Source organism: Mesorhizobium sp. M7A.F.Ca.US.007.01.2.1 (assembly GCF_003998165.1).
In the GTDB taxonomy this organism is placed as follows: domain Bacteria; phylum Pseudomonadota; class Alphaproteobacteria; order Rhizobiales; family Rhizobiaceae; genus Mesorhizobium; species Mesorhizobium ciceri.
In genome coordinates, this window is sequence record NZ_RZQP01000001.1 from 54,004 (window position 1) to 76,942 (window position 22,939).

The 22,939-nt window shown below is 62.5% G+C and carries 19 protein-coding genes; 9 read left to right on the forward strand and 10 right to left on the reverse strand.

What is annotated here, in order from left to right:
- Positions 1-84 precede the first annotated feature (84 nt).
- The 5 genes from EN949_RS00285 to tauA form a co-directional block, all read right to left on the reverse strand.
- Entirely contained in the window at positions 85-1,038 is a 954-nt protein-coding gene (locus EN949_RS00285) for a sulfonate ABC transporter substrate-binding protein (RefSeq protein WP_127366861.1), read from the reverse strand.
- Positions 1,039-1,280: 242 nt separating this feature from the next.
- Positions 1,281-1,466, reverse strand: a complete 186-nt coding sequence (locus tag EN949_RS00290; RefSeq protein ID WP_013528709.1) for a hypothetical protein — start codon at positions 1,464-1,466, stop codon at positions 1,281-1,283.
- 31 nt (positions 1,467-1,497) lie between these two features.
- Positions 1,498-2,358 (reverse strand): ABC transporter permease subunit, encoded by an 861-nt coding sequence (locus tag EN949_RS00295; RefSeq protein WP_127366862.1) that lies wholly within the window; start codon positions 2,356-2,358, stop codon positions 1,498-1,500.
- Positions 2,355-3,146 (reverse strand): taurine ABC transporter ATP-binding protein, encoded by a 792-nt coding sequence (locus tag EN949_RS00300; RefSeq protein ID WP_127371510.1) that lies wholly within the window; start codon positions 3,144-3,146, stop codon positions 2,355-2,357. Before EN949_RS00300 ends, EN949_RS00295 begins: the two co-directional genes overlap by 4 nt.
- A 159-nt stretch (positions 3,147-3,305) precedes the next feature.
- On the reverse strand, positions 3,306-4,319 hold the full coding sequence (tauA, locus tag EN949_RS00305; protein WP_024502228.1) for a taurine ABC transporter substrate-binding protein: 1,014 nt from the start codon (positions 4,317-4,319) through the stop codon (positions 3,306-3,308).
- A 643-nt stretch (positions 4,320-4,962) separates the two neighbouring features.
- Here tauA and EN949_RS00310 point away from each other — a divergent pair.
- The 9 genes from EN949_RS00310 (at position 4,963) to EN949_RS00355 (ending at position 16,515) form a co-directional block, all read left to right on the forward strand.
- On the forward strand, positions 4,963-5,433 hold the full coding sequence (locus tag EN949_RS00310) for an Rrf2 family transcriptional regulator (RefSeq protein ID WP_063169612.1): 471 nt from the start codon (positions 4,963-4,965) through the stop codon (positions 5,431-5,433).
- Positions 5,434-5,464: 31 nt separating this feature from the next.
- Positions 5,465-6,799, forward strand: coding sequence for an FAD/NAD(P)-binding protein (locus tag EN949_RS00315; RefSeq protein WP_013528704.1), 1,335 nt, complete (start codon positions 5,465-5,467; stop codon positions 6,797-6,799).
- A 291-nt stretch (positions 6,800-7,090) separates the two neighbouring features.
- Positions 7,091-8,530: a pyridoxal-phosphate dependent enzyme gene (locus EN949_RS00320; RefSeq protein WP_063169613.1), complete on the forward strand. Its 1,440-nt coding sequence runs from the start codon at positions 7,091-7,093 to the stop codon at positions 8,528-8,530.
- Positions 8,527-9,708, forward strand: a complete 1,182-nt coding sequence (locus EN949_RS00325; RefSeq protein WP_063169614.1) for a PLP-dependent aspartate aminotransferase family protein — start codon at positions 8,527-8,529, stop codon at positions 9,706-9,708. The genes EN949_RS00320 and EN949_RS00325 overlap by 4 nt, the downstream gene beginning before the upstream one ends.
- A gap of 336 nt (positions 9,709-10,044) precedes the next feature.
- Positions 10,045-11,013: a GlxA family transcriptional regulator gene (locus tag EN949_RS00330; protein ID WP_024504110.1), complete on the forward strand. Its 969-nt coding sequence runs from the start codon at positions 10,045-10,047 to the stop codon at positions 11,011-11,013.
- Between the two features lie 321 nt (positions 11,014-11,334).
- Positions 11,335-12,639 (forward strand): Xaa-Pro peptidase family protein, encoded by a 1,305-nt coding sequence (locus EN949_RS00340; protein WP_063169616.1) that lies wholly within the window; start codon positions 11,335-11,337, stop codon positions 12,637-12,639.
- A 103-nt stretch (positions 12,640-12,742) separates the two neighbouring features.
- Positions 12,743-13,423 carry an isochorismatase family protein gene (locus EN949_RS00345; RefSeq protein WP_063169617.1) on the forward strand — a complete coding sequence of 227 codons (681 nt, stop codon included), beginning with the start codon at positions 12,743-12,745 and terminating at the stop codon, positions 13,421-13,423.
- Entirely contained in the window at positions 13,420-14,367 is a 948-nt protein-coding gene (locus EN949_RS00350) for an alpha/beta hydrolase (RefSeq protein WP_063169618.1), read from the forward strand. Before EN949_RS00345 ends, EN949_RS00350 begins: the two co-directional genes overlap by 4 nt.
- Before the next feature lie 507 nt (positions 14,368-14,874).
- Positions 14,875-16,515: an ABC transporter substrate-binding protein gene (locus EN949_RS00355; protein WP_127366305.1), complete on the forward strand. Its 1,641-nt coding sequence runs from the start codon at positions 14,875-14,877 to the stop codon at positions 16,513-16,515.
- Positions 16,516-17,027: 512 nt separating this feature from the next.
- Here EN949_RS00355 and EN949_RS35730 read toward each other — a convergent pair.
- The 5 genes from EN949_RS35730 to lepA form a co-directional block, all read right to left on the reverse strand.
- The gene (locus tag EN949_RS35730) at positions 17,028-17,420 is read right to left on the reverse strand and encodes a hypothetical protein (RefSeq protein ID WP_244514249.1); all 393 of its coding nucleotides are present in this window, start codon (positions 17,418-17,420) and stop codon (positions 17,028-17,030) included.
- Between the two features lie 260 nt (positions 17,421-17,680).
- Positions 17,681-19,609 carry an AAA family ATPase gene (locus tag EN949_RS00370; protein WP_063169620.1) on the reverse strand — a complete coding sequence of 643 codons (1,929 nt, stop codon included), beginning with the start codon at positions 19,607-19,609 and terminating at the stop codon, positions 17,681-17,683.
- Positions 19,596-20,117, reverse strand: coding sequence for an ABC-three component system middle component 5 (locus EN949_RS00375; protein ID WP_063169621.1), 522 nt, complete (start codon positions 20,115-20,117; stop codon positions 19,596-19,598). Before EN949_RS00375 ends, EN949_RS00370 begins: the two co-directional genes overlap by 14 nt.
- The gene (locus EN949_RS00380; protein ID WP_063170410.1) at positions 20,114-20,686 is read right to left on the reverse strand and encodes an ABC-three component system protein; all 573 of its coding nucleotides are present in this window, start codon (positions 20,684-20,686) and stop codon (positions 20,114-20,116) included. Before EN949_RS00380 ends, EN949_RS00375 begins: the two co-directional genes overlap by 4 nt.
- A 267-nt stretch (positions 20,687-20,953) precedes the next feature.
- A complete protein-coding gene (lepA, locus tag EN949_RS00390) occupies positions 20,954-22,759 on the reverse strand; it encodes a translation elongation factor 4 (protein WP_063169622.1) in 1,806 nt (601 codons plus the stop codon).
- Between the last annotated feature and the right edge of the window lie 180 nt (positions 22,760-22,939).

Consider the following 22,939-nt stretch of genomic DNA (forward strand, 5'->3'; position numbering starts at 1 on the left):
ACAGTCACGGGCGGATCTCCTGGAGATATGGGTGCGAACGCAAATGGCGCCGGGCGTTCTCATCCGGCGCCGTCAGGGGACAAGTCAGTTGCCGGGTGCCGTCCACACCGCGTCGGAGATGCGGACCGTGTTCGGGATCAGCCCGAGCTTGAAGAAGCGGTCTGCGGTCGCCTGCTGGCCGGCGATGATCTCGTCGGTGATCGGGAAGACGCCGAATTTGGTGCGGTTGGCGGCGATGATCTGCGCGTCGAGCGGCACGCCGGTCACCTCATGCAGCGCCGCGGCCACCTTGTCGCGGTTCTGGTCGGCCCATTTCGCCGCCTCGCCCAAGGCTGATATCGTTGTGGTGACGGTTTCGGGATGCGCCTTGGCGAAGTCCTTGTTGGCGAGGAAATAGGTGTTGACCTTCAGCACCTCGCTGGAGCGGGCCAGCACACGCGGCTGGTAGCGGGTTTCGGCGATGGCGAAGAACGGATCCCAGACGGTCCAGGCATCGATCTGGTCGCTGGCAAAGGCTGCGGCCGCATCCGCCGGGCTGAGATAGACCGGCGTGATCTGGTCGAACGGGATGCCGGCCTTCTCCAGCGCGGCGACGAGCAGATTGTGCGCGCTGGTGCCCTTGCCGACACCGACGCGCTTGCCCTTGAGATCGGCGACCGACTGGATCGGCGACGCCGGCTTGACGAAGATCGCCTCGCCCTCGCCATTCGACGGCAGCGCTGCGGCATAGACGATGTTGGCACCGGCCGACTGGCCGAAGATCGGCGGCGCGTCGCCGGTCCAGCCGACATCGATGGCGCCGACATTGAGCGCCTCGACCAGCGGCGGACCGGCGGTGAACTCGACCCACTTGACCGTCACGCCCTTGTCTTCAAGTGCCTTCTCGATCACCTGCTGCTGCCTGGCGATCACCGGCAGGCCGGTCTTCTGATAGCCGATGCTGAACTGCTTCAGCTCCTGCGCCGTGGCGCCGAACGACACGGCAACCGTCGCCGCCAGCAGGCCGATGCCGAAAACACGTCTCGTTAGATTGAACATTGATCCCTCTCCTTCGCTGCGGATCGGCGCCGGAAATGGCCTCGCCGGTTGGAAGATGGATGAGGCTAGGTAATTCTATAAATTTAGTAGAGGAATGATTTTGCGAGTTAGAGGGGAGAATGGGAATTATCTTCTTTGGCTACCTGGAATTCGCCATCCTGGGGTCTGCGCTGCGTCGCTTCGCTCCTTGCTCCGCCCTAGGATGACGAAGACGCGGGGGCTAGTGCCAATCGCCAATCCCCTCACTGCGACCAGTACTGCCAGGCCCAGTAAAAACTCTCGTCGCGTGGCGGCAGGCGGTCGCGCTCGGCGTCCCAGCGGACCGGCGTTGGCGATTTCGGTTGCTGTTCAAGCGGCTGGCTTTCCCTGGTCCAGGCGAGAAGCCAATTGCCGGCCTGGGCGAACAGCACGGCGGTGGAATGGGTCATCGGCATTCTCTCCTGCTCTTCTGGTTCCCAATCATTCGCGTCCCGCCCACGGGACGAGCACGCGCTCGATCCTGCGGAGGGTGAATTCCAGCACGAAGGCAATGGCCGCGATCACCAATATGCCCATCACCACCACGTCGGTGACGAGGAACTGGGCGGCCGACTGGATCATGAAACCAAGCCCGCGCGTCGCCGCCACCAGTTCGGCGGCGACCAGCGTCGACCAGCCGGCGCCGAGCGCGATGCGCAGGCCGGTCAGGATCGCCGGCAGCGCGCTCGGCAGGATGACATGGCGGACCACTTGGCGCTGAGTAGCACCCAGTGAGCGCGCCGCATTGATGCGTTCCTGCGAAACGCCGCGAACGCCGGACGCGGTCGACAATGCCACCGGCGCCAGCATGGAAATAGTGATCACCAGGATCTTCGACGGTTCGCCGATGCCGAACCAGATGACGACCAGCGGCAGGTAGGCGAGCGGCGGGATCGGCCGCAGGAACTCAAGCAGCGGATCGAAGATGCCGCGCCCGATCGTGCTGATGCCGATGGCGAGCCCAACCGGCACGCCGACGAGGATGGCGGCGATCAGCGCGGCGAAAACCCGGCCCAGGCTGGCGACGGCATGCTGCAGCAGCGTCGCATCGACGAAGCCGTCGCGGGCGACGGTGATGAACTTGTTCCACACCGCAACCGGCGAGGGCAGGAACACTGGCGACACCAGTTGCAGGCGGGCCGACAGCGCCCACAGCGCCAGCACCACCAGGATGGTCACCACGCTGACCGCGCGCGCGGAAACGCCTTTGCGTTTCGGGCTGGACCGCGACCACGGCACCGACAGGCCGTCGGTCTCGTCGACCTTGTGTCCCGGCCGCTCGGTGTAGGAGGTAACGGTCATGCCGCCTCTCCTTCGAAGATCGCGTCGGTTAGTTCGCCGCGCGCCGCGGCGAAGGCCGGGTCGGTCTTGATGGTGCGGATGGCCTCGCCCGATGCGTAGCGCCTGGAGAAACCGGGTTCGAAAGTTTGCACCACGCGGCCCGGACCAGGCGCCAGCACGACGATGCGGGTGGCCAGCACCAGCGCCTCCTCGATGCCATGCGTCACCATCAGCACGCCGACATCGCTTGCCGTCCACAGATCGAGCAGCGTCGTCTGCATGCGCTCGCGCGTCAGCGCATCGAGCGCGCCGAGCGGTTCGTCGAGCAGCAGGAATTCGGGTTCGGCGGCGAGCGCCCGGGCCAGGCCGACACGCTGGCGCATACCGCCGGAAAGCTCCCAGATGCGCTTGTCGCCGGCATCGGCGAGCTTCACCAGCGCCAGCAGCTCATCGGCGCGCCGCGCCCGCTCGGCCGGAGCGACACCGCGCAGCCTGAGCGCGAAGGCAACGTTTTCGCGCGCCGTCAGCCATGGGAACAAAGCATCGTTCTGGAACACCACCGCCCGGTCCGAGCCAGGTGCTGTGATCGGCTTGCCGTTGATGGAAGCCGTACCGCGCGCCGGCGCGACAAGGCCGGCGGCGACGTTGAGCAGCGAGGTCTTGCCGCAGCCGGAACGGCCCACCAGCACGACGAAATCGCCCTTGGCGACATCGATCGACACCCGCTCGACGGCAGGCGCTGCCTGGCCGTCATAGTGGATCGAGACCTTGTCCAGTACGAGATGCGGGTCGAGCACGAGATGCGGCATGGATGCCTCGCGGTTCGTTGAAATCCGACTGCCCCGGCCCTCGTCAGCGGTTCCGGGGCAGTCAGCACGCGGCGTTAGGGAAAAAGATCCGCGCGCGTTCAGAGCAATTCCAGGAAAAGCGTGAAGCGGTTTTCCGTCCGGAATTGCGTTAAGCGAGTACTAGTTCGAGGCGAGCGCCTCGGTGACGTATTTCGACGATACGTATTTCGAATAGTCGGGAAGCACGGCGTCGATCTTGCCTTGCTCCTTGAGGAAGGTGGATGTCGCTTCGACCGCCTTGACCGTGCCGCCGCCGAGGAATTTGTCGGAGGCCTGCTCTTCCAGCGTCGGGAAGACATAGCCCTTGAGCAGCTGCGGCACTTCTTCCAGCTTGGCGCCGGTGAGTTTGGCGATCGCGGCCGCCTGCGGCGACGATACCGACCAGGCTTCGGGCTTGGCGAGGAACTCGGCATATGCCGCGCCCGTCACCTTGACGAAGTCGCGCACCGCTTCCGGGTTCTTTTCGGCGAAGTCGGTGCGCACGATCCAGGCGTCGAAGGTCGGCGCGCCCCAGGCGGCGACCTGCGAGGAATCCACCACCACCTTGCCCGTCGTCTTGATCTGGCCGAGCGCCGGATCCCAGACATAAGCGGCGTCGATGTCGCCGCGCGAGAAGGCGGCGGCGATTTCCGGAGGCCGGAGATTGAGGATCTCGACCGACTTCGGATCGACGCCCTCATGCTTCAGTGCTGCGAGCAGGCTGTAATGCGTCGTCGAGACGAACGGCACGGCGACCTTCTTGCCGGCGAGATCGGCGATTTTCTCGATGCCGGCGCCGTTGCGTGCCACCAGCGCCTCGGATTCGCCGATCAGGCCGACGATGAAGATGGTCTGGATCGGCAACTCGCGGCTCGCCGCCGCCGCCAGCGGACTCGAGCCGACATAGCCGATATCGACCGAACCGGAAGCGACCGCGGCGATGACATCGGCGCCGGAATCGAATTTGCGCCAATCAATGGTGGCCTTCGTCGCCTTTTCATAGGCGCCGTCGGCCTGCGGCACTTTCGAGGGTTCGACCACCGTCTGGTAGCCGATGGTGATCTTGAGGTCGTTGGCAAGGGCCGGGCCGAGGAAGGCCGCACCGGCAAGTGCCGCCGACGAGAGCAGAAGAATGCGTCGCGAAATGGTGGACATGAAGGGCTCCTGAAAAGAGAAAAACCGGAATGCTTCATAATAGTCAGCTAATTCTATGGTTCTTGTAGAGTTAAATCCTTCCAACCAAGGCGGGCTTGTTAGAAAAAAGCTGTCGATGGTGAGGTGGTGAGGCGGATAGGGTGGTTGCGGTGGGGCAGAGTGTCGCCACAGGGCAGGCCTTTCGACGCCGGCGGGCCAGCGCCCCCCTCTGTTCCACCGACCTTTAACCTCCTGAACTGCGGTGATGGCTCCGCCTACGCCCACCGCGAACTAGAATTCCCGCTTCCGGCCTCTTCCAGGCAAATTCATGCCTCAAATAACCGCCGATTTGACAACCCATTCCGCGTGTTCGAGGGTAAGTATAGTAATCTTATCGACATTGAGATTGGAGGCGACGATGAGCAGTCACCATATCGCGATGATCGCGCCCCCAAACTCGTGCGCTTTTGTGTCCCTGTGGGCACAAAGGCTAGTCAAAATGGCCCGCGCGGCTTGAAAACGAAGCAAAATCAGAAGTTCTCGGCTTGTACATCATGTCACTAGAATTTATGTGTCATGCGGGCTTGGACGCGGCGGCAACGCACGCCAGGCGTTTTGCAACCGATGGTTCCATGCCGTCGCATGCCAGAGAAAATTTGATCTCATGCTCACCAAAAAAGGTAAGTACGGCCTCAAGGCGCTTGTCCACCTCGCGCGATTGCCGGCCGGGCAGCTCGCCTTCGTCAACGACGTCGCCACCGGCAACAACATCCCGAAGAAATTTCTCGACGCCATCCTGGGCGAGTTGCGCAATGCCGGCTTCGTCCAGAGCCGCAAGGGCAAGGATGGCGGCTATCGCCTGGCGCGCCCCGCCGACGAGATCAAGGTCGGCCATGTGGTGCGCGTCCTCGACGGTCCGCTGGCGCCGATCCCCTGCGCCAGCCGCACCCAGTACCAGCGCTGTGAAGATTGCAACGAGGCGAGATGCCAAGTCCGACATCTGATGCTCGAGGTCCGGCAGGCGATCGCCGAGGTGCTCGATCAGCGCAGCCTCGCCGAAATGCGCGATATCTCTCTCGACGACCTGTCGGTCGGCATCGGCGATCTGCCGGTCGCGGTGAAGGTCCAGGCCTGACACTGGCGCTGCGCAGAGCGAAGGCATGCCTATGACCGGGCGCGCCAACTCCATCATCATTGTCGGTGGCGGCGCCAGCGGCGTCGTGCTGGCCGCGCATCTCCTGAAGTCGCCCAATCCCGACCTGCGCGTCACGCTGATCGAAAGGCGCCCGCATTTCGGCCAGGGCATCGCCTATTCGACGCTGCTGTCGGCGCATGTACTGAATGTCAGCGCCGCCGGCATGAGCGCCTATGCCGACGATCCCGGCAATTTCTGGCGCTGGCTTCAGGAACGCGGCCTGGCAACGGCTGAGGAGGCGCCCTTCTATGCGCCACGCAGCATCTATGCCCGCTATCTCGGCGAGTTGCTGGTCGATCTGGAAGCGCGGGAAAAGCAGAGCGGTCGGCTTCGGCTGATCCGCGAGGAAAGCCTCTCGATCACGCCCACCGCCTCCGGCGTCGAAGTGGCGCTGGCCAACGGCACCAGCGTCGTTGCGCATCTCGCCGTGCTGGCCACCGGCCACGACGAGGAGCCGGCGCAAGGCCATGCCATCAGGATGGGATCGGAAGCCGACACAGCACTTCCGCCCGGCGCCGGCGTCATGGTGCTGGGCACCGGCCTCAGCATGGTCGATGCTTTCCTGGCGCTGGAGCAACGCGGCCATCGCGGCGACATCATAGCTGTGTCCAGGCGCGGCCTGCTGCCCTCGCCGCATCGCAAGGGCAATCCGATCAAGCTCGACGTCGCCGACATTCCGCTCGGCACGCAGCTCTCCTATTTCGTCGGCTGGTTCCGCGACCTGATCAAGGAAAACCAGAAGGCCGGCATCGACTGGCGTGACGTCGTCGACGGGCTGCGGCCGTTCAACCAGAAGATCTGGCAGAACTGGCCGGCTTCCGCCAAACGCCGCTTCGTCGAGCACACCAAGGCCTGGTGGGACATCCACCGCCATCGCATGGCGCCCGAGGTCTACGCCCGTGTCACCGAGGCCGTGCAATCCGGCCGCATCCGCCTGGTCGCCGGCCGCGTCGTCGACATTGCGCGCAACGGCGAATTCACCGTCCAGGTCCAGTCGCGTCACACGCAGCGTCTCGAGACCTTCGAGGTTGCCCGCATCTACGATTGCTCTGGCATCGTCAGGGACATCTCGACCTCGTCGAACAGCGTCGTGCGCTCGCTGGTCGACCGCGGCCTGGCAAGGCCGGATCCGCTGCGCATCGGCCTCGACGTATCGACCAAATGCGAGATCATCGCCGGCGACGGAACCGTTTCGGCCAAGATCCTCGCCGTCGGCCCGCTGACGCGCGGCACCTTCTTCGAGATCGACGCCATCCCCGATATCCGCGTGCAGTGTGCGAGGCTGAGCAAGCAGCTGCTGGGGTAGGCTGTGTCGATATTCAGGTGATGCCGGCCTGCAAATGCGGCTTCCTGTGGCTTCCGGTGCTCACGTACCCAAAAGTACGCTCTGCTCCGGTTCTCGGAATCTGCCATTTTCGGCTCGGCCTGACCTGAATCTCAACACACCCTCCAAGCCCTTGAGGCACAAACCGGAATTTCATTCCGCATCTGGCCGGTTGATTGGCACGATCTATCTTCTTTCCGACTGCAAAGGGCTGGAAAAGAGGCTACGCTGCCGCCCTGCCCAGAGGCGGTCGCTTGGTCATGGAGCATCGATATGAGCGAGCATGAGATCGCCACACTGGACAGTGCCCCCTCGGAAGCCGAATTGTCCCGCCTGCGTCCGCCCTACAAGTCGGTGCTCGACCTGATCGGCCAGACGCCGGTGGTCGAGCTGACCAAGTTCGACACCGGCAAATGCCGGCTGTTCATCAAGCTCGAAAGCCAGAATCCCGGCGGCTCGATCAAGGACCGCATCGCGCTGTCGATGATCGCCGCGGCTGAAAAGCAGGGCAAGCTCAAGCGCGGCGGCACCATTGTCGAGGCGACGGCCGGCAACACCGGGCTTGGCCTTGCCCAGGTCGGCATCCCCAAGGGCTATCGCATCGTGCTGGTGGTGCCCGACAAGATGTCGCGCGAAAAGATCCAGCACCTGCGCGCGCTCGGCGCCGAAGTGCGCATGACGCGCTCCGATGTCGGCAAGGGCCATGCCGAATATTACCAGGACATGGCCGAGAAGATCGCGGCGGAAACGCCCGGCGCCTTCTATGCCAACCAGTTCGCCAACCCGGCCAATCCGCTGGCGCATGAAACCACCACCGGCCCGGAGATCTTTTCGCAGCTCGACGGTGATGTGGATGCCGTGGTGGTCGGCGTCGGCTCGGGGGGCACGCTGACCGGGCTTGGCCGCTACTTCGCAAAAGTGTCGCCGAAGACCGAAATGGTGCTGGCCGATCCGGTCGGCTCGGTGCTGGCGCCGCTGATCAAGACCGGCAAGATGGAAGAGGCCGGCAGCTGGACCGTGGAAGGCATCGGCGAGGATTTCGTGCCGCCCAATGCCGATCTGTCGCTGGTCAAGAAGGCCTATTCGATCCCCGACAAGCAAAGCATGCTGGCGGTGCGCGACCTCTTGTCCAAGGAAGGTATCCTTGCCGGCTCATCCTCGGGCACGCTGCTGTCGGCGGCGCTGCGCTATTGCCGCGAGCAGACGGTGCCCAAACGCGTCGTCACCTTCGTCTGCGACAGCGGCAACAAGTACCTGTCGAAGGTGTTCGACGATTTCTGGCTGGCCGAGCAGGGGCTGGCCGAGCACGAGCAGCATGGCGATCTGCGCGACCTGGTGATGCGCTCGCACCGCACCGGCGACACCGTCTATGTCGGCCCGGACGAAAGCCTGCTCAATGCCTATGGCCGCATGCGCCGCTCCGATGTCTCGCAGCTGCCGGTGCTCGACAATGGCAAGCTCGTCGGCATCGTTGACGAAAGCGACATACTGGCCAAGGTCGACGGCCCTTATGACGGCCGCTGGGAGCGCTTCAACGGCCCGGTGCGCACGGCCATGACCTCCAACCTGCACACGCTGCAGGCCAGCCAGACGCTGGACGCGCTGCTGCCGGTGTTCGACCGCAACGAGGTCGCCATCATCTTCGACGGCGACGAATTCGTCGGCCTGATTACCCGCATCGATCTGATCAACCATCTGAGGCGCGCACGATGACCAGCAATACTCCGCCAGCCGGGAAAAACCGTCTGGCTTTCTCGACGCGCACCATCCATGGCGGCCAGAGCCACGACCCGCTGACCGGCGCGGTGATGGTGCCGATCTACGCCACCTCGACCTATGGCCAGCAATCGCCCGGCGTGCACAAGGGCTTTGAATATGCCCGCAGCCAGAACCCGACGCGCTTTGCTTTCGAGCGCGCGGTGGCCGACCTCGAAAGCGGCTCGGCCGCGTTCGCCTTCGCGTCAGGGCTGGCGGCGATCGCCACCGTGCTGGAGCTGCTCGATTCCGGTGCGCATATCGTCGCCACCGACGACATCTATGGCGGTTCCTTCCGGCTGATGGAGCGGGTGCGCAAACGCTCGGCCGATCTGCAGGTCTCGTTCGTCGACTTCACCGACCTTGCCGCCGTCGAGGCCGCGATCCGGCCCGAGACGAAAATGCTGTGGGTCGAAACCCCCACCAACCCGCTGCTGCGCATCGTCGACCTCGAAGGCGTCGCCGCACTTGCCAGGCGCAAGGGGATTCTCACGGTCGCCGACAACACCTTCTGCAGCCCCTATATCCAGCGGCCGCTGGAGCTCGGCATCGACATCGTCGTGCATTCGACGACCAAATATCTCAACGGCCATTCCGACATGGTCGGCGGCGTCGCCGTGGTCGGCGACAACAAGGATCTGGCCGCCCAGCTGAAATTCCTGCAGAACGCCATCGGCGCCATTTCGGGCCCGTTCGACAGTTTTCTGGCGCTGCGCGGCCTCAAGACCTTGGCGCTCAGGATGGAGCGCCATTCCGCCAACGGCCTGAAGATCGCGCAATGGCTGGAAGCGCGCCGCGACGTCCGCCGCGTCATCTATCCCGGCCTCGCCAGCCACCCGCAGCACGCCGTCGCCGTCCAGCAGATGCATGCCTTCGGCGGCATGATCACAGCCGTGCTCGACCGCGACCTAGCCGGCACCAAAAAGTTCCTCGAACGCACGCAATTGTTCACGCTCGCCGAAAGCCTCGGCGGTGTGGAGAGCCTGATCGAACACCCGGCGCTGATGACGCATGGCTCCATACCGGCGGAGAAACGGGCCGAGATCGGCATATCGGATTCGCTGGTAAGGTTGTCGGCGGGGATCGAGGATGGCGATGATCTGATTGCGGATCTGGAGCAGGCGCTGGCGGGTTAGAAGCTTAATCAACTTGCAACTTCAGCGTTGCCCCTCATCGCCCTGCCTTGGCTCCTTTCCTTTCCCTCCGGAGGGGAGAGAGGTGGCTCGGCGAAGCCGAGACGGAGTGGGGGAAGGCGTTCGCAGACGCGCAGTCGCCGCAAGACAGGCACAATCTGACGAGCAAGAGACCTCAGGGCGCGCGGCGAGGGTCGACCCCCACTCCGTCGAGCTTCGCTCGACACCTCTCCCCCGATCGACGAGGGAGAGGAAGGGCAAGGGGCGGCGCGCGGACGTCTCATGATGATGGACCGGCCAATTGACCCCGAACCCCATCTGCCCGAAATGTAGCGCCCCATGGCCACGCGCGAACCACCCAAGCCCACTGAACCCCTCACTTTCGCCGTGCTGGTGTTCCCAGGTTTTCCGATGATGGCGTTCAGCTCGGTCATCGAGCCGCTGCGCGCCGCCAATGTCCTGGCGAAACGGCAATGCTATCGCTGGATCATCGTCGGCGGCACGAAAGGTGCGGTCGAGGCGTCGAACGGCGTCGTCATCCAGCCGGGCTTTTACGCCGAGGATGCGCCGAAGGTCGACCGCATCGTCGTCTGCTCGGGCGGCGATGCCGATCACCTCGTCGCCGAGGACGCTGCACACTGGATCCGCAAGAGCCTGCGCAATGGCGCCCATATCGGTGCGGTGGCGGATGCCGCGTTCTTCCTGGCGCGCGCCGGCCTGCTCGACGGCCATGCCTGCACCTTGCACTGGACCAGCCAGGCCGCCTTCACCGAAGCCTTCCCCAACATCGAGCTCAGGCGCGACCTCTATGTTATCGACCGCAAGCGCTTCACCTCGGCCGGCGGTGTCGGCAGCCTCGACATGATGCTGGAGATCATCACCCGCGACTACGGCGCCGAGCTTGCCGCCGGCGTCGCCGAATGGTTCGTGCACAGCCAGCTGCGCTCCAGCATCGACCGCAAGATGATGCCGCTGCGCCTGCGCACCGGGGTCCAGAACGAGCTGGTGCTGTCGGCCATCGCCATCATGGAGGACGCGGTCGAGGAGCGGCTCGGCATGGCCGAGCTGACCGCGAAGCTCGGCGTGTCCTCAGACAAGCTCGAGCGCTCCTTCCGCTCCGAACTCGCCATCTCGCCCAATGGCTATTACCGGCGCCTGAGGCTCAAACGCGCCGCCGATCTTTTGGCGCATTCGACGCTCGCCGTGCGCGACGTGGCGCTGGCGTGTGGGTTTGCCTCGATGTCGAGTTTTGCCCGGGCGTTTCGCGAGGAGCATGGCCATCCGCCGAAGCTGGCGCGACGGCATTAGGCTTGGCGCTCGCTGACGCGGTGAGATGTTGGCGGGACAGCGCCCCCCTCTGTCCTGCCGGACATCTCCCCCTCAAGGGGGGAGATCGGACTGCATCTCTGCTTTCGCCAATCTCAGATGTTGAAGAAAAGAACGGCGGCATCGAAAATGCCAATCTCCCCCTTGAGGGGGAGATGCCGGGCAGGGCAGAGGGGGGCGCGAAGGATCGCGACGCAACCGATTAGCCAGCGGCATCCCGCACAACAGCTGCGGTTTTCCGCACAATCCTCCCGCCCCTCTTGCGCCATGCTGCGACCTCGCAACCCAGCCAAGGCCGAGCCCATGAGCATCGTCGTTTTCGACCCCGACAGCACCGAGGACGTGAACTTCAAGGATCGCATGCGCCACCCCGCGGCGGCCGATCCGGCCGGCGGCATGTGGCTGTCGGACACCGAACCGTCCTTCATCGATGCCGATGCCCTGCGCAAAGGCCGGCTGGCCAAGCTGCGCGGCTGGATGCGCAAGGCCGGCTATGGCGGCGTGGTGCTGTTCGATCCGTACAACCAGCGCTACGCCACCGGCTCGCGCAACATGTTCGGCTATTTCCTGCGCAACTCGACCCGCTATTTCTTTATCCCGACCGACGGGCCGATCGTGCTGTTCGAATACCCGCAGAGCTATCATGTCTCCATGGTACTCGACACGATCGACGAGGCGCGGCCTTCCAAGTTGGTCTGGTCGTCGGTCTCGGGCCGCGACGACGAGACCGCAGGTCCGTTCGCCGACGAGATCGCCGAGCTTTTGAAAAAGCATGGCGGCGGCTCGATGAAGCTCGGCCTCGACCGCTGCAGCCATCTGCAGGCGCTGGCGCTGGAAAAGCGCGGCTGTGAGGTCAGGGATTGCCAGGGCGAAATCCTGGCGGTGCGCGCGGTGAAGACGCCGGAGGAAGTGAAATGCCTGCAGGTGTCGATGGCCGGCGCCGAGGCTGCCGTCTATGCGGTGCGTGAGGCGATCAAGCCCGGCGTTTCCGAAAACGACCTGTTCGCCATCATGTATGGCGAGGTCATCCGCCAGGGCGGCGAGTTCATCGAGACGCGGCTGCTGACATCAGGCCAGCGCACCAACCCGTGGTTCAACGAGGCCAGCGGCCGCAAGATCCGCCCCGGCGAACTCTTGGCGCTCGATACCGACACCATCGGCTGCTACGGCTATTATTCGGATTTCTCGCGCACCTTCCGCTGCGGGCCAGGCAAGCCGACCCCTTACCAGAAGTCGCTCTACCGCATGGCGCACGATCAGGTTCAGCACAACATTTCGATCGTCAAGCCCGGCATGGCCTTCCGCGAGATCGCCGAGCAGGCGTGGAAGATCCCCGACCGTTTCGTCGACCAGCGCTACACCTCGGTCATGCACGGCGTCGGCATGCATGGCGAAACGCCGTTCATCGCGCATGCCATGGATTACGAGACCTATGGCCGCGACGGCCATATCGTGCCAGGCATGGTGGTGAGCGTCGAAAGCTATATCGGCGAAAAGGGCGGCCGCGAGGGCGTCAAGCTGGAGGACGAGATCCTGATCACCGAGACGGGCACGGAGCTTCTGTCGCGCTTTCCTTATGAGGACGAGTTTCTGGAGACGCAGGTTTGATACGGGCAACCAATGAGCGCCTCGTTGCCTGGCGCCCCCCTCTGTCCCGCCGGCATACGGAAGGGTCTTTGACTGCCTCGCCCATGCATCACGCAGGCGCCGCATGAAAACGCCCATCTCCCTCAAGCCCGGCACGGTGGCCGCGATCTTCATCGACCTGCAGGAAGAGCACCGGCAGGACCCGCGCTACCTCGTCGAGGGCTTTCCCACGATCCTCGCCAACGTCCAGCGCCTGCAGGCGGCGGCGCGGCGGAACCAGGTGCCGCTCTACCACTGGGCCTACATCGTCGATCTCGACAAGCAGGACCGCCCGTTTCATCCGCTCGGCGAGGACGGCAAGTCGGCCTTTTCCGACAAGAGCGATCCGCTGACCGAAATCTGCCATGAGGTGGCGCCGGCCAAGGGCGAGGCGCTGCTGATCAAGGCCGAGGCCAGCGCCTTCCGCACCGGGCCGGCGGCGGGCGACATCAAGTCGGCCGGCATCGAATGGTTGGTCATATCAGGCGTCTGGACCGAGGCCTGCATCGACGCGTCGGTCAAGGATGCGGTGGCCAAAGGCTTTCGCGTGCTGCTGGTCAAGGATGCCTGCGGCAGCGGCAGCGCGGCCATGCACCAGACCGGGATCCTCAACCTCGCCAACCGGCTCTATGGCGGCGCCGTCACCGACACCGACGGCGCCTGCCGGCTGCTGGCCGGCGAAACCGTCACCGTCTGGCAGGTCGAGGGCTCGGTGCCGCTGCGTTTCAGCTTCGACAACGCGGCCGCGCTCTACGCCGATCTATGACGCGCGGCCCCTACGAAACACGGCTCGACCCGGCCCTTTGGGCCTATATCGACGCCGTCAACGCCTGGCATCCGCCCGAGATCATCGGCCTGCCGATCGACAAGCAGCGCGCCGTCTATGACAGGATGAGCCGGGCTTTCCACCAGGGCCGCCCGCCCGGCGTCAAGGCCAGCGACGGGCTGATCGCCGCCGCCGGCCGCGACATCCCGGTCCGGCGCTACCGGCTCGAGGGCAACGCCGCCAAGGCGATGGTGGTCTACTACCACGGCGGCGGCTTCATCCTCGGCGGGCTCGAAAGCCATGACGACATCTGCGCCGAGCTCTGCGCCGGCACAGGTTTCGACGTGCTGTCGGTCGATTACCGGCTGGCGCCGGAGCATCTTCATCCCGCCGCCTTCGATGATGCGGTGGCCGCCTTCGAATGGGCAGCGGCGAGATCAGGCCTGCCGCTGGTGCTGTGCGGCGAAAGCGCCGGCGGCAATCTCGCCGCGGCGGTGGCGCAGGCGACGCGCCGCCACGCCAGCGCTGCCATTGGCCAGGTGCTGATCTACCCCGAGCTCGGCGGCGACGAGCGCGCCGGCTCCTACATCGAACACGCCGACGCGCCGCTGCTGTCGGTGGCCGACATCGCCTTCTACCGCGACGTCCGTTCGGCCAGGCGCCAATCGCTTGACGATCCGACTTTTGCGCCGCTGCGCGACAAGGATTTCACCGGCCTGCCGCCGACGGTGATCGTCACCCCCGAATGCGACCCGTTGTCCTCGGATGGCGAGACCTACCGCGACCGCATTCTGGCCGCCGGCGGCAAGGCGTGGTGGCACGAAGAGCCGAGGCTGGTGCACAGCTTCCTGCGTGCCCGCACCACGGTGCCGGCGGCGGCGGAAGCGTTTGCGCGGATCGTGGCTGCGGTTGCAGCGCTGGGCAGGGGTGAGTGGCCGTATTGAACATAGCGAAGGCCCCCTCATCCGGCCGCTTCGCGGCCACCTTCTCCCCGCTGGGGAGAAGAGGGAAGCGCCGGCGCTGCAAGTCTCCTCTCCCCTCGGGGAGAGGTCAGCCGAGCGAAGCGGAGGCTGGGTGAGGGGGCGTCTCGCGTGAAGCGCCGGCATCCTCTTTTCAACAATGGAACATAGGAGGTCGAGTCCCGTCGTACCGACCCCCTCTGTCGCCTTCGGCGACATCTCCCCCTCAAGGAGGGAGATTCGCGCCGCGCCATCGTCCAACGCATACGCCAATCGCCGACTCCCCCCGCGGAACCCCGCACAATCACTGCGGAAAAGCGAACACTCCGCGGCGTCACCCCGCTCTATCATTCCCCCTCAGGCAACGGCGCCCCGGCGGTCGCGTCCGCCCCCGCGCCTGTCGATCGGCCGGGGCGATTTTTCTGTGCATGCCATTGTCCCAAAACCGCTGGGCACTTTTGGGCGGCATGCATCAACAACAGGGGAACGACGATGAAATTCATGCTGACCGACCGCAAACTCCACCCGCAAGCCAAACCCGTGGCCGACGATTTCAAGGCCGGCGGCATCAACCGCCGCGAATATCTGGCGCTGATGGCCGGGCTCGGCGTCAGCGCCGCCGGGGCGCTGGCGCTGGGCGGACTTGGCACCATCCCTGCCCGCGCGGCGGAACCCAAGAAGGGCGGCGTCCTGCGCGTCGCCATGAACGTCAAGGGTTTCAAGGACCCGCGCACCTTCGACGGCGTCGAGATGTCCAACGTTGCCCGCCACTGCAACGAATATCTGGTGCGCTGGAACACCGACTTCTCCTTCGAGCCCTGGCTGCTCGAAAGCTGGGAGGCGAGCGACGACGCCAGGATGCTGACCCTGCATGTGCGCAAGGGCATCTCGTGGTCGAACGGCGATGCCTTCAACGCCGACGATGTCATCCACAACCTCACCCGCTGGTGCGATGCCTCGGTGCCCGGCAATTCGGTCGCCGCGCGCATGGGCGCGCTGGTCAATGCCGACACCAAGAAGGTGGTCGATGGCGGCATCGAAAAGGTCGATGACTTCACCATCAAGCTGAACCTGCCCAAGCCCGACATCTCGCTGATCGCCGGCATGGCCGACTATCCCGCACTGATCATGCACCGCTCCTATGAGGGCGACGGCGATCCCCTGAAGGCGCTGGCCATCACCACCGGTCCCTGCGAGCTGGTCAGCTGGGATGCCGAGACCGGTGCCGAGGTGAAGCGCAAAGACAAGCCCTGGTGGAAGGGCGAATTCTACTTGGACGGCATCAAATGGGTCGACTACGGCTCCGACCCCAACGCCATGCTCTCGGCCTTCGAATCCGGCGAGATCGACACCGACCACGAGACCGCTTCCGATGCCGTCTCGCAGACCGAGCAGATGGGGCTGATGAACTCCGAGATCGCCACCGGCTCGACCATCGTCGCCCGCTTCAATGTCGCCAACGCGCCCTATGACGACGTCAAGGTGCGCCGCGCCGCCCAGCTCGCCGTCGACAATGCCGCCGTGCTGGCGCTCGGTCTCGGCGGCCGCGGCAAGCCCGCCGAAAATCACCATGTCGGCCCCATGCACCCCGAATATGCCGATATCGGCCCGGCGAAGCGTGACGTCGAGCAGTCGAAGAAGCTGTTGGCCGAGGCCGGCAAATCAGACCACGAATTCGAGCTCATCTCCGTCGATGTCGAATGGCAAAAGAGCACCGGCGACGCCATCGGCGCGCAGATGCGCGAGGCCGGCCTCAAGATCAAGCGCACCGTGCTGCCGGCCGCCACCTTCTGGAACGACTGGAGCAAATACCCCTTCTCCTGCACCGAATGGCTCGGCCGCCCGCTCGGCGTCCAGGTGCTGGCGCTGGCGTATAAATCCGGCGCCGCCTGGAACGAAAGCGCCTACGCCAATCCCGAATTCGACACGCTGCTAGACAAGGCACTGGCGACACCCGACGCCAAGGCGCGCAAGGAGATCATGGGCAAGATCGAGCAGAATCTGCGCGACTCGGGCATCATCATCCAACCCTACTGGCGCTCGGTCTACCGGACCTATCGCAAAGGCGTCGAAGGCTGCGAACAGCACCAGGCGCTGGAGCAGCACTTTGAGAAGGTGTGGATTGAGAGTTGAGAGGCGGTCCGCGCTAGCGGACGTAAAGCCAATTGCTTGGCTTTACGAGCCTCGAACGCTCTGAGCCTGCGAAGGGCCGGGCGACGGTGATGCGCCGGCATTTCTAACCTTCTCCCCTTGTGGGAGAAGGTGGATTGCCGCGCAGCGGCAAGACGGATGAGGGGTGTTCCAGCTTGGCGATACGCCAACAGTAAACGCCCTGAACCAGAGCAGAACCTTCACCGCCTCACTCCGTCACGCACCCCTCATCCGTCTCGGCGCTGCGCGCCGATCCACCTTCTCCCACAAGGGGAGAAGGTCAGAAGCGTCAGCGCCCCTTCAAGTGCAGGGCTAGCCGGTGGATCGCTGCGATCATCTGACGGGTTGAAAATGGCCGGCGCGAATGCCGGTGAGGCAGTTGCCTGAGCCCGCGCCGGCCACTGGCGAACCTGGGTCCGCCGCCCGGATTTTTTACCGTTCCGCCGATGCCCGATCAACCAGGCCGGACGTTTGGTACGGAAGCGAACAAAGGCTCACCGGGCCGGCTTCAGCAGCGTCCAGATCCAGCCGACAAAGGTCAGCACCAGGAACGGATAGCCGGCGGCGGGCAGCGGCGCCGAGGTCGGCAGCAAGGGCGCGCCCCAGAGGATCATGCAAGCCGAGACGACAAACAGCGCGGCGGCCACGAGCGCGGTGAGGCGCATCCACAGGGCGAATGTCTTCGGCGCGCTGACCATGACCAGTGCGGCCGCCCAAAGCGAGATGCCGCCGACATAGGACGGCACGCTGGCCTCAAGCCCCGCCGCATTGCCGGCCATCAACAGGGTCTCGCCGGCCAGGAAGGTCAGGAAGCCGGCCGCTATGCAATCATTGCCCAGCCGCTGGTGTTTCATCGTCAGCAGCGCGGTGGCGACCACGAGAGCCACGCCGTCGATCGTCCAGAGCGTTTCGCGCAGCGGCGCGCTGGCGACGAAGGTGCCGGCCAGCCCGAAGGCGCCGCCGCAAGGCCGACCGCGGCGGTGGTGTCTGATGTGGTGCGCATTTGAGGGGAGAGAATACCCCGAGGTGGGTCTGCCCTCCCGAACACAACAGTCGCGCTTCTCAGAGCCACGCAATCGGAGAAATGGCCATTTCGTGGCCCCATCGCCGCGTTCGCGCAGGATATGATGCCATCCCGACTCACACTTCAATTTAACCTGATATCAATCGTCTTTTCGTCGCTCGTGGAAAACGCCCCGACTGCATATGCTTCGTCTTCCAAGATCGGCTCGATCATCGCAGTCGCGTAGATTATCTGATGCTCTACCTTACTTTCCTTCGAGATACGGAGGATTTGCAGTTGGAAGTTTTGGCTGCGGATTGCCTCCACCCCCATGTTTTCGTGAGTATCAATCATGCAGAAGCGGGGATGGCGAAAGAACTCCGTCTTAGTTGCTGCAGCAAGGAATCCCAGGTAGAAGCTGCTTTTCAAAATCGCTCTGGAGCTAGCCGAGAAGTAATTCTCCCCGTCTACAGCGATCTTGTTTTGCCCAAACGTAAAGCTGATAGTTTCAGGGTCCTCAAATATATCTTGCCGCCTCAAATCGTTGCGTAGAAGCTCCTTAACCTCGTTAGAGATACGAGTATAGGCGATGGATAGTCTATTCTGCTGTTGAGCGCGAAGTGCATCATTGTAGGATTTTAGCCCAGCGATAGCACCTTCCAGCTCCTCGCGCCGACTCGAAAGCTCTCGTATAGTTTCAACCAATTTGGCCTTCTGATCTAAATCTTCGACCTGTCTCTCCAAGTATCCGGCTCGTCGGTGCAATTCTCCGATACGGTCTCGTAATGTAGTCGATGGCAATCGTTGCACCGAAGCAAGATGTTGGGACGCCTGTTGCCAATCTTCTTCGAGTCGCCGCAGTGAAATATCCAATCGGGTTAGGCGCTCACTTCGCTTCCTTTGAAGTTCCTCCGATTGGTTGATCTGGAGGCTGGTGTCAAGAATCAGACCGGAAATGCGTACTTGGGTCTGTTCGGAGTCAAATGGCGTTTTGCACAAATGGCAAGAATGTGGAGCAGGCTCATCCTCCAAAGGCGCGTAGCAGGCTGGACACCACTGAAAACTGACCTCTCCGATATTTTCGACCACATTCTCAGAGTCCTTCAGGGCCTCGATCTTGTTCCGGAGGCTAACAATGAAAGCATCGGAATCAGCGATCGTAAGCGTGAGGGCGTCACGCTCTTGACGGGTCCGCACGAGGCTCGACTGAATCTCTTGGACCCGCCTGTAAGCGGTTTCTTGCGAGTCCAGTGTGAATTGGTCCTTTGCATCGCTGGAAAAAAGTGCGGCCTCAGATTGTTCGATCGCAGTCTGAACCGCAGCCCGGTCCTTCTCCAGGTTATGTCTCTGAGCCTGAATCCATTCGGTAGTTAATCCCTGGTCCGGCCCTCCTACTCTGCCCAATATCGTAAATAGCGAGTGTAGCTGCCCAATTACCTTGTCCAGCTCTTTGCTATACTCCTTTATTTTTTGCTCGTTATCGTAAAGATCGCTATCGTATGCGCCACAAAGGAGTCGTCCTACCGTATCTCGCAAATTTGCTTGATCAAATCTTTCGAAACGAAAGATGTCCTCTATTGGGCTTAGCTGGTCAGCGTACAGCAATCTAAGTATCTGATGCATAGTTATGTTGCCGGACAGATCGCTTGATACCTCCGGAATTCCCAGGAGGCCAAATATTGCTTGCGAAAAGCTCTCGCGATTGCTCGTACCTCTATATGGATAGCGTATCCAGTCGGATCGGGCAGCCCCTGTCGCCATCTCGTATGGGCCACCAAAAACTTCCATTGGCTGCTGCCCGGTCGACTCGGAAATCTCTCTGCTAAGGGTCACTATGCGCCCGTTTATACGCGCCTCAACGACAACTCTCGTGCAAAGGCGAGCCACTGCGCTCCAATCGGCGAGTTCTCCCCCGAGTCCATAGAAGATGAAATTTAAAACAGTCGATTTTCCGGAGGAATTATCACCACGGACGACATTAACGCCCTCATGGAACTGTTCGTTGTAAACAACGAGATGACCCCGCTCGACCACAACACGCGTCACTATCAGCGTAGGCTCATACCGCATCATATCGATGCTCCAACAGGCCAGTTCTCGCCTTCAGCCCGTTATCCCCTTGCAGAGGATAGTCCGATGCCAGAGTGGCCAAGAAATCCATGAGGTCGGACTGAGATTCGTTGATCTCGGCTACTCGTTCCGCGAGACTCCGAGGAATTGTGGACCCTGTGGCTCTAACTTCCTTTTGCGCAAGCGCATCGACACTCACCAAAGACTTGGCGGCAAGGGTTTGAATGGCCGCTGCTTGCATAGGGCGCATACGTTCGAATACCAACCTGGCATCGGGTAGCTCGCCATAAGGTTTAGTAAAAGCATATCGGTCTGATAGCTTTTTGAACTTCTGATGCTGGGCTGTCAGCCGAATGTCCCGAACTTTGTGAGGGAACAAAAGGTAGAAATCCAGAATCCGCAACTTATCGTAGGCCAGCGCCTCCGAAGGGCCGAGCACATTTCGTAGACGTAAAAACCTAAAAACCGCATGAAAAGCGTCAAAAGCAGGCTGAAAGGAGAGCTGAGTCATTTATGCCAACGGACGAAACATTGTTCTGCCAGCCAGTAAATCATCCCCATTGCGGTGTTATGATCTACCTCCAGGACGCTTGCACCGCAGTCCTCAACAGTTGGAATCACAATTAGCTCATTCATGAACTTGTTTATTTCCACCACGCCACATGTAGAAATTTGTGGGAGGATTATATCATTAAACTGCCGTTCAGCTCTCGCCAACAGATATACGATTATCTGTTGAGCAGAATAATAATGAGACCAGCGCTCTAGAAGTTTGACGAACATTTCCTTCATTTCGATGGCATCAGAGTAGGAATCCTCTCGGCCACTCACGCTCAACTTTGCGCGTAGTCCCCGAACACCGTCGTGCGATCGTTGAGAATAGAACCGTTTGAGTCTGTCGATGGTGTCTCTGGCTACTTGATTTCTTTCAATTTCAAGCTCAAGCTTTTGTAACAGCTTTTCGATCGCGCTTACGCGGTTTGCGGCGATGTTCTTGTAAGTATGGTTGATGTCGCGAGCCGCCATGTCGCGACCCGCGCTGGCTCCCGACTGATCGACTGTGGTTGAATTTGCCGTCACGCTACGCGCCTTTATCGACACGTTACTTCGTGATCGTCTTGTCACGTCCTACTAAGTCGCCACCAGCGGTAGCGCCACCCTGATTAACGGCGTTTCCACCAGGGCCTGCTCGATTTTTGATAATTTGAAATGTTATGAGCGAACCAGCGCCCAGACCTACTAGAAAGCTAATTATTTCAGAAATGTAGTCTGCAATTGCTGCCATGAATCACCCCCGAGCCACGGCCAGTTTAGCACCCTTTTTCTATTTTGAAACTACTTAAGGACCTAGTCCCCCATCTTCAAGGCCTGGATAAACGCCTCCTGCGGAATGTCCACCTTCCCGAACTGCCGCATCCGCTTCTTGCCTTCTTTCTGCTTGTCCAGCAGCTTGCGTTTGCGCGAGACGTCGCCGCCGTAGCATTTGGCGGTGACATCCTTGCGCAGCGCCGAGATGGTTTCCCGCGCGATGACCTTGCCGCCGATCGCGGCCTGGATCGGGATCTTGAACAGGTGGTTCGGGATCAGCTCCTTCAGCTTCTCGCACATCTGCCTGCCGCGCTTTTCCGCCGCCGTGCGGTGGACCAGCATGGAAAGCGCGTCGACCGGCTCCTCATTGACCAGGATCGACATTTTTACCAGGTCGCCTTCGCGGTAGTCGGTCAGGTGATAGTCGAAGGAGGCGTAGCCCTTGGAGATCGACTTCAGCCGGTCGTAGAAATCGAAGACGACTTCGTTGAGCGGCAGATCGTAGATCAGCATGGCGCGCTTGCCGACATAGGACAGGTCGGCCTGGATGCCGCGCCGGTCCTGGCAGAGCTTCAGGATACCGCCGAGATAGTCGTCGGGGGTCAATATGGTGGCGCGGATCCACGGCTCCTCGATCGCCGAGATCTTCACCACGTCGGGCATGTCGGCCGGGTTGTGCAGTTCCTTCATCGAGCCGTCGGTCAGAGCCAGCCGGTAGACGACGCTGGGTGCGGTGGCGATCAGGTCGAGGTTGAACTCGCGCTCCAGCCGCTCCTGGATGATTTCGAGATGTAAGAGGCCAAGGAAGCCGCAGCGATAGCCGAAGCCGAGCGCGGCGCTGGTCTCCATCTCAAAGGAGAAGCTGGCGTCGTTGAGGCGCAGCTTGCCGACCGCGGCGCGCAGATCCTCGAAATCGGCGGCGTCGACCGGGAACAGGCCGCAGAACACCACCGGCTGCGCCGGCTTGAAGCCGGGCAGCGCCTTGGCGGTGGCGCGCTTGTCCTCGGTGATGGTGTCGCCGACGCGCGTGTCGGCCACTTCCTTGATCGAGCCGGTGAAGAAGCCGAACTCGCCGGGGCCGAGCTCATCGACATTGATGCGGGCCGGCGTGAACACGCCGGTGCGCTCGACCAGATATTTGGCGCCGGTGCCCATCATGCGGATGGTCTGGCCCTTCTTCAGCACGCCGTCGATGACGCGCACCAGCACGATGACGCCGAGATAGGCGTCGTACCAGCTGTCGACCAGCATCGCCTTCAGGGGCGCCGTGGCGTCGCCTTCGCGCGGCGGCGGCAATTGGTGGACGATCGCCTCCAGCACATCGGGAATGCCCAGCCCGGTCTTGGCCGAGATCAGCACGGCGTTGGAGGCGTCGATGCCGATCACCTCCTCGACCTGCTCGCGGATGCGCTCGGGCTCGGCGGCCGGCAGGTCGACCTTGTTCAGCACCACGACGATCTCGTGGTTGTTGTCGATCGCCTGGTAGACATTGGCCAGCGTCTGCGCCTCGACGCCCTGGGAGGCATCGACGACCAGCAGCGAGCCCTCGCAGGCGGCCAGCGACCGCGACACTTCATAGGCGAAGTCGACATGTCCGGGCGTGTCGATCAGATTGAGGATATAGTCCTCGCCATTGTTGGCGCGGTATTTCAGCCGCACCGTCTGCGCCTTGATGGTGATGCCGCGCTCGCGCTCGATGTCCATCGAGTCCAGCACCTGCTCCTTCATGTCGCGCAGCTCCAGCCCGCCGGTCAGCTGGATCAGCCTGTCGGCAAGCGTGGATTTGCCATGGTCGATATGGGCGACGATGGAGAAATTGCGGATGTGGTCGAGGGGCGTGCTCATGGCGCGCGTTTAGCAGGGGTGGCTTGCCCGAGCAAGCTGTGCGCCTTTGCCGGAGCAGGCAGCACGGGCACCTGTCGCTTTTTTCGCGCTTTTCGCGAAAAATCTATAAATTTTAACCAAGCCCGTTAGAGCATAATTTGCGAACGGGATGTTAGCGGAGGGAAATATCTGATGTAAGGA